The organism is Dapis purpurea BLCC-M126 (assembly GCF_050015975.1).
Classification (GTDB): domain Bacteria; phylum Cyanobacteriota; class Cyanobacteriia; order Cyanobacteriales; family Microcoleaceae; genus Trichodesmium.
The window spans coordinates 32,653-44,792 of record NZ_JBNHER010000247.1 but is presented as its reverse complement, the minus strand read 5'-3'; the positions used below and the strand labels follow the sequence as shown (position 1 = coordinate 44,792).

At 34.7% G+C, this 12,140-nt stretch carries 6 protein-coding genes; 5 read left to right on the top strand and 1 reads right to left on the bottom strand.

Annotated elements, in window-relative coordinates; genetic code table 11:
• Nucleotides 1–553 precede the first annotated feature (553 nt).
• Nucleotides 554–2,260 carry a transglutaminase domain-containing protein gene (locus ACP6PL_RS22275; protein WP_426547470.1) on the bottom strand — a complete coding sequence of 569 codons (1,707 nt, stop codon included), beginning with the start codon at nt 2,258–2,260 and terminating at the stop codon, nt 554–556.
• 332 nt (nt 2,261–2,592) lie between these two features.
• Between ACP6PL_RS22275 and ACP6PL_RS22270 the strand changes: the two genes are divergently transcribed.
• The 5 genes from ACP6PL_RS22270 (at nt 2,593) to ACP6PL_RS22250 (ending at nt 11,110) form a co-directional block, all read left to right on the top strand.
• The gene (locus ACP6PL_RS22270) at nt 2,593–4,683 is read left to right on the top strand and encodes a ShlB/FhaC/HecB family hemolysin secretion/activation protein (protein ID WP_426547469.1); all 2,091 of its coding nucleotides are present in this window, start codon (nt 2,593–2,595) and stop codon (nt 4,681–4,683) included.
• Nucleotides 4,684–5,385: 702 nt separating this feature from the next.
• Entirely contained in the window at nt 5,386–6,252 is an 867-nt protein-coding gene (gene bchL, locus ACP6PL_RS22265; protein WP_426547468.1) for a ferredoxin:protochlorophyllide reductase (ATP-dependent) iron-sulfur ATP-binding protein, read from the top strand.
• A gap of 38 nt (nt 6,253–6,290) precedes the next feature.
• Complete coding sequence (locus ACP6PL_RS22260) at nt 6,291–7,565, top strand: DUF5331 domain-containing protein (protein ID WP_426547466.1); 1,275 nt, start codon at nt 6,291–6,293, stop codon at nt 7,563–7,565.
• A gap of 767 nt (nt 7,566–8,332) precedes the next feature.
• A complete protein-coding gene (locus ACP6PL_RS22255; RefSeq protein ID WP_426547465.1) occupies nt 8,333–9,730 on the top strand; it encodes a ferredoxin:protochlorophyllide reductase (ATP-dependent) subunit N in 1,398 nt (465 codons plus the stop codon).
• An 846-nt stretch (nt 9,731–10,576) separates the two neighbouring features.
• Nucleotides 10,577–11,110 (top strand): cupin domain-containing protein, encoded by a 534-nt coding sequence (locus ACP6PL_RS22250; protein ID WP_426547463.1) that lies wholly within the window; start codon nt 10,577–10,579, stop codon nt 11,108–11,110.
• Nucleotides 11,111–12,140: the final 1,030 nt, after the last annotated feature.

Here is a 12,140-nt window from a genome sequence, read left to right as displayed (position 1 = left end):
TTAACCAGAGGTAATTATCAATTATCCATTATCAATTATCAATTAATGAACTCCCTAAATATAAAAATATTACAGCGGTTCTCAAGTTAATCAAGTACTTTTGTCTTTTTTATTTTCATTCTGACTGAACCATAACTACTACGTTCTAGAGACTTTGTATGCAACTATTACCAATTTTCAAGCCTCTGTTGACCAATGGATAATTGACAATTGATAATGAGAGATAATTTTTATTAATTAATAATTAATAATCCGAGATAGTTTTCATTATCAACTATCCACTATCAATTATCCATTAATAAGATTTCTTTAGATTCAATCTGATGGTTTTAACCAGAGGTAATTATCCATTATCAATTAATGAAAAACTTTGCATACAATCTCCCTACTATCTCCAGGGCAAACCCATCTAAATTTTAGAAACTTCTGCCGTTAAGCTTTAGAGAGATAATAAGTATAAATATTTATAAGTCTGATATCCTTGCCCTGTCAGAATTTCAAAATAAGATGCGTTTGCCCTGTTACCATCTACCCAACTTCTGACTTCTAAGTTCTAACTTCTGACTTCAGCTAATGCAGGTAACTCTTCTAAGATTGTAAATCTAACATGATTAATTGCCAAATTACCAATTGAAACTTCTTCCTTATTAACAGGAACTCCTTTATTTTTCATAATTTCAAACTTAATTCCTTTACCAATTTCTACATGATACCAAGCCAACCCCATAAAAAACCTTAACGGATAAGGACCACCTTCCTGTAAATCATCAGGGTTTGACTCCATAGGCACCCAACCAAAACCAGGTAGATAAAATTCTAACCATACATGATTAAACTCTGGTTCTAAAGGCACACCTTTTCTATCAGCAAAAGCTGGACATTTATAGCGACCTACTGTACGACAAGCAATACCATTTAATCGTGCCAAAGCTAACAGTAATCCTACATATTCTCCACAAGAACCAATACCTCTTTCCAGTACAATATCGGGAGTATCAATCTTAGCTGTTACTCCATAAGAAAGTTGATCGTAGACATAATTCCGAATATTCAAAAGTTGACGTAATAGATTATTTTCTCTCAAAACAGCATCTTTTGCAGCTCGAATAACTATTTCCTTATCCATTGCCAAATTATCATTATCTACCAGATATTTTTCTTGAAAATCGGGTGGAATTTCCGGAATATTTTCTACATTAAAAGGTTGAAGTTGGTACTTAATTGCCCTGACTTCTAATAAAGCTTTCCAACCAAATATCCGTCTTTCACTTTGACGCAATGGTTGAAATCGAAAAACAGCAACTTTTTGACCATCTTGAATTTCTTCAGTAAAAGGCATTCCTATAGGAGAAATTTCCCTAACTTTTTGACGATGAGTTTCTGAAGGTAAAGCAATACGCCATTCCACATCTTCTAAAAAGATTTCATCTAATGGTTCTAATTCTTCCACATAAGACATCTCAATTAAAAAACCATTAGAAACAGCATATTTTTCCTGTTCATTGTAATAAAAATAAAGGGGATGTATAAAAGTGAGATCGCGCTTATTCAATTCATACTGTTGTTCCGAGTTCGGATCATCCCTAATGTAAAGTTCATCTCCAGAATAAGCAACATAAAGTTGTCGTTCCCCAGTAGTGAAATTGCGATAAAATGCTAATCCAGTTGGACATTCAAAAGGAGTCAGTACACTAAATTTAACTTTACCAGTTCCTCTTTCTAGACAATAAACTGTTTGCTCTTCGCGATCGCAAAGCCACAATTCTTCATCCTGTACCGTGATATTTTCAAACCCTATTCCTGGAGCATAAAATCCTGTAATTTGTTCTTTAGTATTTTTGTCAAAAACTATAATTTTACCTAATTTTTGACAAGTTACATAAACAGTTGATTCCCATACAGCAATTCCATCAGCAGCATAAGGTAAAGTGAAAAAATGTTGCCATCTTAAACGTCCCTCTGATAAATTACCAATAGCATTGAGACAAAAATAAATTTTATTTTCCCATGTTAACCAGAGAGTGTCTTTCCAGATAGAAATGCCTGTAACATCAATAAATTCATCAGTCTGATAAGGATTAATAACTGTTGTATTATCTGTTTTTGGGTCAATCTTTAGCAGAAAACCACGATTTTTGTCAATAGCATAGAGAGTCTCTCTGGAAAAGGCAATACTATGCAGTGAGGCTACTCCAATTGGTCTAATAGTCCGTGGCCCAAAATTTTGTTTTTGGGTACTTTCAGATGATTCAAAATTCATGTTAAATTCAGAAGAAATATTTTTAGAGAACATGCTCGAGTATTGGTTTTCTACCATACAATTATTGACAGAATAAAATAGTTTGTGCTATGGCTTCAGAAAAAACTTATATTTGCCGACAGAAAATCAGGAATTCAGCACACCCTATAAATTTCTTGTAAATAAATAAGTTTCTTCTCAATCAATATAGAGGAAACTTATGCGGATATTTTAGTGATTTTATATCTAAAAATATTAATTTTTTTTCTGGGTGTTATTCAATATTTTCAAGAACTATAAAGTATCTTTTTCCTGTAAGTAAAATTGACAATACCTAGATTATAACTATTGCAATGTTGAAAATAATTCCATTAATTCCTAGTACATTTATAATTATTTGCCTATTAGCTAATCAAGCTATATCCAAAACTACAGAGGTGGATAAATTCTTGAATAAAACTTCACTTACAGCTAAGAAAAGCAAGATTTCATTATTCAAAGAATCTAAATTTACATCAGAATCAACTCCCAAGTTGATTGATAAACATCAACATAAAAACCTTAATCACAAAACTTTAATATCTCAATTAAGAAAAAGAGAAGGCATAAAATTAATCGCTCGTGCCAAAACTTATCCTCGACAAAAAAATATTAAACAAATACAAACATTAACTCAAACTTTACCCAATACTGAAGAAACTCTTACTTCCTCTGAAGTGATTAATTCTTTAACTCAAAGGCAATCAATTTATGCTCAAAATTCTCCAACAAATCAGCCCAGACTACCAACTACTCTACCAGAAAATCCCCGACCAGAGCCAAATCGCGATCGCTTTCTCCAACCCCTTCCTCAACCAAGCAAACCAGAAACCCCCAAAGAACAGGAACTACAAAAGCCACCACCATCCCAACCTCTACCAGATGAACCAACTCAAGAAATTCCTGTCCAGAGAATTTTAATATCAGGGAGTACAATTTTAACCCCAGAAGAAATTAATACCCTCGTTGGGCCATTAGAAGGACGTTTAGTCACTCTATTAGAACTTCGGGAAGTAGCAGATAAAATTACCGAAATTTATTTAGAACGTGGCTATATTACCTCAAGAGCATTTTTACCTCCCCAAACTATTAACGAGGGTGTAGTTACGATTGAAGTTGTAGAAGGGATTTTGGGAGAAATCCAAATTGAAGGCACAAAAAGATTACGGGACTCCTATATCAAAAGTCGGATACGACTTGGGGTGAGAAAGCCATTGGACACTGCTAGGTTAGAAAATCAACTACGGTTACTTCGATCCAATCCTTTATTTGAAAATATTGAAGCTAGTTTGCGAGCTAGTGAAACACCAGGGGAGAGTATTCTCATTGTTCGTGTCACAGAAACAAATCCTTTAGAGTTGAGTATGAATAGTGATAACTATTCTCCTCCGACAGTAGGTTCAGAACGAGTTGGTTGGACTGCACTACATCGGAACTTAACTGGGCGGGGTGATTTTTTTGTGGCATCCTATAACACCACTAGGCTGTTTGATGATGAATCAGATGTCTTTGACTTTATTTATAATTTGCCTATTAATGCCATGAATGGTACTTTGCAGGTAAGAGCAGCACCTAACAGTAATAGAATTGGTCAAGATTTTGAGGATTTCGATATTAGTGGCTCAACAGATGTATATGAGTTTAGTTACCGTCAACCTATATTGAGAAATCCTAGACAAGAGTTGGCTTTATCTTTGGGTTTGAGTTATCAGCGCACAAAAACTTTCCTCAACGATGAACTTTTTAATTTTGCCGATCCAAATGATACTCAGGATGATGGTATTAATAGCAGTACAGTAATTAGGTTGGGACAAGATTATATTCGTCGAGACCAACTAGGTGCTTGGGCTTTGCGATCGCAATTCAATATTGGTACTGGTTTATTTGATGCTACTGTCAGGCAAGATCCACAACCTGATGGACATTTCTTTAGTTGGCTAGGCCAAGTACAAAGGGTACAAAGATTAAGTGGTAGTCATTTATTGATTGTCCAGGGAGATTTGCAATTGTCCTCAACTGGTGTGTTGCCATATCAACAATTTATTATTGGTGGTGGTTTGTCGTTACGGGGCTATCGTCAGAATGTTAGGTCTGGAGATAATGGTTTTCGATTTTCTATTGAAGACAGGATTACGGTTTATCGAGATGAGTCTGGTTTGCCATTGATACAGTTTACTCCTTTTATAGATATCGGAGCTGTTTGGAATGATGGTAGTAATCCTAATAATGAGTTTTTACCAGACCAAAGATTTTTGGCCGGAGCTGGAATAGGTTTGATTTGGCAACCTGTGCCACAGGTCGATCTGCGTTTGGACTATGGTTTGCCTTTGGTACACATAGATGATCGTGGCAATAATGCTCAAGATTCTGGATTTTATTTCAGTGTAATTGTTCGACCATTCTGATTGAAGAAGGAGTCAGAATTAACTAGTGATCAGCTTTTCAGTTTGTCATACTCTACAAGAAGCATTTAGCCATTAGCTAAAAATCCTAGGGTTTAATTTCTCCACTATCAGTAAATCTTGAAAAGCTGAGTACTAATTACTATTTACATAAAAATCTACTTGGGCTAATCAAACTTTTTGTTATAAAAATTAACCTCGATTGATTATTCCCCTTAAGAATTGAATTTACCAGAAGCTCATAATTCAATACTCAAATTCAAGTTGATATAAATTATAGTCTCAAAGTCTCTGATAACTTAGATTTCAGCAGAAAAATTTTGCCTTAATTCCTCCTATTGTCCATATTTTTTAATATTGTAACTTTTTATATTTAGATAATTAAATAAATTATTTAATAATTCCTAAAATAAGACTAATTATAGCTGTAGATACAAAAAATAAATTTTAGAAAAAATTAAAACTAAATAATTACTTTTAGAGCATTTTATAAATTTTGCCCCCCTTTTTTTTGTATTCAAGTTAGACCATAATTCCATTGAGAAGCCAAAAAAATAGATTTATAGAATTAAGCAAATAGGTAATTTCAGTTATCAGTTATCAGTTATCAGTACCTCCTGGAATAGTCAGGAGATTTGAGACCAGATTTTGGGGTAAAAGATTACTTCTAAATTCTAAATTCTAAATATTATTAGGAGAAAAAAAGTGAAACTTTCAGTATATGGAAAAGGTGGAATTGGTAAATCTACAACAAGCTGCAATATCTCAGTTGCTTTAGCCAAGCGTGGTAAAAAAGTTCTACAAATCGGTTGTGACCCAAAACACGACAGTACATTTACCCTCACAGGATTTCTCATCCCCACAATTATTGACACCTTGCAAGAAAAGGACTACCATTACGAAGATATTTGGCCAGAAGATGTCATCTATAAAGGCTATGGTGGCGTAGATTGTGTAGAAGCAGGTGGACCTCCTGCCGGAGCAGGTTGTGGTGGCTACGTTGTTGGCGAAACAGTAAAACTACTCAAAGAATTAAACGCCTTTGACGAATACGACGTCATCCTATTTGATGTATTGGGCGACGTAGTTTGTGGTGGTTTTGCCGCACCACTCAACTATTCCGACTACTGCATGATTGTCACAGATAACGGTTTTGATGCCCTATTTGCAGCTAACCGCATTGCCGCCTCTGTGCGAGAGAAAGCTCGTACCCACCCCCTACGTTTAGCTGGCCTAATAGGGAATCGTACATCCAAACGCGATCTGATTAATAAGTATGTAGAAGCCGTACCAATGCCAGTGCTGGAAGTTTTGCCACTCATTGAAGATATTCGAGTTTCTCGTGTCAAAGGCAAAACACTATTTGAAATGGCCGAAACCGATCCTTCTCTTCAATACGTTTGTAATTATTACCTGAATATCGCCGACCAAATTTTGGCCCTACCAGAGGGAGTAGTACCCAACGAATCTCCAGATCGTGATTTGTTCTCCCTTCTATCTGATTTCTACTTAAATCCCAGTAAGCCTCAAGTTATCTCAGAGGATGAAGAGCTTGACCTGATGATGGTTTAATAGATTTAGCCCTTCTCAGGATAAGGAATATAAAGATTATGGTTTTCTTTAAAGAATTATCAACGTCCCTCAAACAAAAATGGTTAGAGTATTACCAAAAAAATCGCCCTTGGTTAATACTACACATGACAGAACAAAATACGGTCCAAACTCCTGATGGAGGGAGAAGACCTGTATCATACCTTATCCTGGGAATTCTCAATGCCCTGGAGCCAGAATTAGAAGCATTAATGTTACCTTTCTCTAAACTTAAGGCAGATGCAGATAGTTTAGTAGAGGTTTTAGAGTTAAATTTTGACCCTGACATTGCCATAGGTGTAAAATCTGGTTCTCCCTCAGACAAATCAACACCTATATCGCCTTTGGATACTCCAAGTGAGGATGCTATGGAGTCACCAGCGGGGGAACAGCCACTTATGCCAGATACAATTGAGGATTCTAATGATTTAGGTACTGCAGCAGCAGCAGCAATCACTGGAGCAGCAGCTCTAGCTGGAGGAGTAGCATTGGCTGCGGGATTGGATCAAGATTCGGATGATTTCCCTGGTGATGACCAAGGTGAGTCAGACTTGGAACTGGAAAGTGACGATGATTTGGATTTGGGATTAGATTCTGACTCTGAAGCTGATGATGATTTGGACTTGGATATGGAGTCGGCAGCGGATGATTTGGATTTGGGATTAGATTCTGACTCTGAAGCTGATGATGATTTGGATATGGGATTAGATTCTGACTCTGAAGCTGATGATGATTTGGACTTGGATATGGAATCGGCAGTGGATGAGTTGGATATGGGATTAGATTCTGACTCTGAAGCTGATGATGATTTAGATTTGGGATTAGATTCTGGCTCTGAAGCTGATGATGATTTGGATTTGGATATGGAATCGGCAGTGGATGAGTTGGATATGGGATTAGATTCTGACTCTGAAGCTGATGATGATTTGGGAGATATTGACCTTGAGGATCTAGATGGAAATAACTCTGATGATCTTGATCTGGGAGAAGATAGCTCCGATTTTCTAGCAGAAGATATTCCCGATCCATTTGAGGATACATCGGCTAAGTTAGACGAGTCAGGACTAGATGAGCTTGGTGATGAAGATATAAATCTATTTGGTCAAAGTTCCTCAGATGATCTAGATGATATAGACCTTAGTGAATTAGGAGATGATAATCAAATTGATGATTTAGGAGACTTTGATCTTGACCTGGATGGAGAAGACTTAAATTTGGATGAGGCCGATCTAGATTCTTTAGCTGGAGATAAAAAGTCTTCTAATAATAATGATCCTGAACGGTTATTGGGTTAAGTAATAGGAATATTGACTGTTCCAAAACTCAGATTTTGTACCAATTCTTACGGCTAGACTCAAAGATAGAATAGCTCAGTTAGATGAAGAATATATCCATATTCTTTATAGAAAAACAAAATGAGTTATACAACTATTGCCTAGTGTTTAGATGGAGAGAATCTAGCTACTTATGGTAATAAATCCAATGATGAGAAACCTAAGTCCTTCTGATAAGCTTTCCTACTGAGTGCTGCGCAAAAGCGTTTCATGTCGCGCAGGGAAACAGGAAGAGGGAAGTGCAGCTTGTATGAAAGTGTTAATAATTAGCATCTGAATACAGACTGTAAGGTTCCTGCAAATAGCAAATATTATCAGAAAAGTAACCACCAAAGCTAGGTTTAGAGTTCAGCCGACTTTGTAGGAGCATTTTAAGGATTCCCCAAAGATATTTCTTTGGTCAGTTAAGAAGAAAGCTCTCAAACTGATTTATCCCGTTGTGTAGTAGGAGTAGGGGTTTTTCATTAATTGATAATGAATAATGAATAATGGATAATTACCTCTGGTTAAAACCATCAGATTGAAGATAAGGAAATTACCTGTTCTTTTTTTTCTCCTTAAAAGGAGAGGCTTTAAACTCTTGGATATTAATTATCAATTATCAATTCTCCATTCGTAACTAAACCCCTACAACTAATCCCTGTAACTTTCGTCTAGGGAGTAGTCAATTTTTCCATTTGTAAGTATTGATTTTCTCCCAAAAATGTTGATAAATAGGAGTATTTTTTATGAGTAATGCTGTTCAACCTGAAGCTTTAACTTTTGAATGTGAAACAGGCAACTATCATACTTTTTGTCCGATTAGTTGTGTATCTTGGCTTTATCAAAAAATTGAGGATAGTTTTTTCTTAGTAATAGGCACTAAAACTTGTGGTTATTTCTTACAAAATGCCATGGGAGTAATGATTTTTGCTGAACCTCGTTATGCTATGGCTGAGTTGGAAGAAGGTGATATTTCAGCTAAGTTAAATGATTATGATGAATTGAAGCGTTTATGTTTACAAATTAAGCGTGATAGGAACCCTAGTGTAATAGTTTGGATTGGCACTTGTACAACTGAAATTATTAAAATGGATTTGGAAGGTTTGGCTCCTAAATTAGAGTCAGAAATTGGCATTCCAATTGTAGTTGCTCGTGCTAATGGTTTGGATTATGCTTTTACTCAAGGGGAAGATACAGTATTAGCAGCAATGGCAGCTCGTTGTCCGAAACAAGTTTTAGAAGCAGAAAAAGAAGAAAGAACTGGCATCCAAAAACTATTAAGTTTTGGCAGAAAAAAAGAAGAAGTTGCTGTGGAAGAATCTGAATATGTGAACCATCCACCTTTGGTTTTATTTGGCTCTTTACCAGACCCAGTTGTAACTCAGTTAACTTTAGAATTGAAGAAGCAAGGAATTAAAGTTTCTGGTTGGTTACCTGCTAAACGTTACACCGAATTACCAGTTATTGAAGAAGGATATTATGTCGCAGGTTTAAATCCTTTCTTGAGTCGTACTGCTACTACTTTAATGCGGCGTCGGAAGTGTAAATTAATTGGTGCGCCATTCCCTATCGGACCTGATGGAAGTAGAGCTTGGATTGAAAAAATCTGTTCTGTTTTTGGGATTGAACCTCAAGGTTTAGAAGAAAGGGAAAAGCAAATTTGGGAGAATTTAGAAGACTATATTCAGTTAATTCGTGGTAAGTCTGTCTTCTTTATGGGTGATAATTTGTTGGAGATTTCTTTGGCTCGTTTTTTGATTCGTTGTGGGATGACTTGCCCAGAAATAGGTATTCCTTATATGGATAAAAGATATCAAAAGGCTGAGTTGGAAATGTTGGAAAAAACTTGTCAGGAAATGGGTGCACCTTTGCCAAAGATTATTGAGAAACCTGATAATTATAATCAGATTCAAAGGATTTATGAATTAGAACCAGATTTGGTAATTACTGGTATGGCTCATGCTAATCCTTTGGAGGCGCGGGGTATTAATACTAAGTGGTCTGTTGAGTTTACTTTTGCTCAAATTCATGGGTTTACAAATGCTCGTGATATTCTGGAGTTAGTAACTCGTCCGTTGCGTCGAAATAATGCTTTGAAAGATTTAGGTTGGGATAAATTAGTTAAGGAAGAGGCTAAGGTTTAATTGACAGATTGTTGGGCAGGAAAAATTCCTAAATTGTAGACTTTAGTTTGGGAGATAGTAGAGTGAGTTTTACTTGCTCTACTAATTTTTTTTTACTCAAAAAATAGGGTATAATTTTCATTTTATCTATAAATTTTATCATAGAAAAAATGCCGATAATTTTGGGAATTTACTGATTTTCAGTTATACCAATTTTATAAATGTTTGCTACAAATGGTAGAAATAAGGAAGAAGGAAGAAGGAAGAAGCAAGAAGGGATAAACATTCAAAAAAAAAGGGAAAACGATAGATATAACTATCTAAAATGAATTGGAGTAGCTATTTTTCAGCACATCCGATCAAAAGCTACCTTTTCGTAGCATTCTTTTTTCAAACTGGTATTACTCGCAGCTAAGGAGATAATTTTTCCAACTCAGGAAGTAGAAAGCAACTTCCATTTCATCCACAGATTTTGTCACAGAAAAAATTTCGATAATTTTAACAATATTAAGCATTGAGGTAGAACAATAGAAAAAATTTTAATTTACTATAAACTTTGCTCTTCCTACATTTGACGGTAGTAGTGTACAAGTAGTGATTCAAAAAAGTTAAGTGGGCAACCAAATACTGTTCCTTTCAAACCCTAGAATTAGATAAATTTTCTGTTGCGTGTTGCCTACCTCCACAATAAATCACTATATCTATAGAACTACGCATTTTAGATTTTTGAATAGATTTTTTGAAGTGAGTATTCAGCAAATAAATTTTTTATAGTAAAATACCTCAACATCCTACTAGATATAGAAGACTAACGATCTAAAATATCTAGGCAAATCTTTTAGTTATTAATTATTAAAAACAAAAGTTATGGAAGGATTGAGAAGAATTGTTACCGGACATAACGCTGATGGTAAATCAATCATTATGATTGATGGACTCCCAGCAAGATCGATAGGTGAGGAATTCGGAGGACTATTTGAAATATGGAACACTGATGGAAATCAAATAAATACTTTTGATGAAATTGATAGAGCTGATATTGATGTACTTTTGTCTCCTTCAAAAGGAGGAACCAAATTTAGATATTTTGCCATAAATCCTACTCCAGAGGGAATACCAAAGGAAAAGCTTGAGGAATTAACAGCTATAGTTTTTGCCCAAATAGGTGCATCTCAAGACAGAGTTGATACAACTCGACATCCTGCAATGCATAAAACAAAAACAATAGATTATGTTATTTTACTAAAAGGAGATGTGACTCTGTTACTAGATGATGATGAAGTTCAGTTAAAACCATTTGATGTTGTGGTTCAACGAGGCACTAATCACGCATGGGTAAATAATGGTAAAGAACCTGCACTTTTTATTGCAGTTCTCATTGATAGTGATTTAAAAGATTAACTTATTTAATAGTCTTTTTAAGATGTGCTAATAGAAGTACAGTGAGTTGCCTATCTTTTTCAGAGGCGACAGGAAACCTTGATTATAATTATCAATAAAATACCATTTATTTTCCCAAATACTTTTATAGCTTCTAAAAGCTATAAAAGTATTTTCACGAAAATTTGTTTAAGTCTAATTTCACAAAGATTTAGTAGTATAAAAAATTCGATTATCTTGCCAAAATTTACTACTAACTGACAAAAATTATCCGTTTTTGGAAAATAAAAAAAATTCTCCAGCTCTGCAACAGAGCGATAGTAAAAAGATTGAATCCTCATATCCATGCCCCTCATCTTCTACCCCCAATTCAATGATTGAATGAAATAACTTCTATATTTGTCTATTTTATTAGTGGCGATCGCTACCTAATTGCTACTAGGTTAAGCATAAATAGTAGAAATATAGGCAAAATTTTCTGACTAAATGCCTGATATAGACAATATTAACCAATTGACAAGACATTAATATCGCTAAAATATTTATAGTAAATGATGGCAAAAAGAAAAATATTTTTCTTTTTTTTTAGGCTATAGCTTTCTATACTTAGGATTTTAAAATACTGGCTTTGAACTTGTATTTGTTAATGAAAAATTTCCTCCCTTTATGTCAGTTTATAGTTATGGTCGAACAGATTTTTTTGTCTTTGAAAATGTTCAATACTTATCGTTAACTAAGAAACATCGGAAATTTGATGAGGAAATGAAACGCAAGCTGTACAGATACTAATATATAGCAATCAGGAATCATCTCTAAGAATTGAAGTGTTTCTTGAAAGAATAGATTGTAGCAGTTATCTTATTAATTTATATACATTTTTTCCTTCTTCTCTGTTCCCTGTTACCCTAAAAATCTCGAATATATCACAACTCAAATTATATTGCTATACAATTACCAAACGTTTAATTAATGTGATTGAATATAGACCAAAAAATATTCAAAACTTTTGTAGTTGGATATTTTTTTCAGACAGATATCTCAGATGAGATGT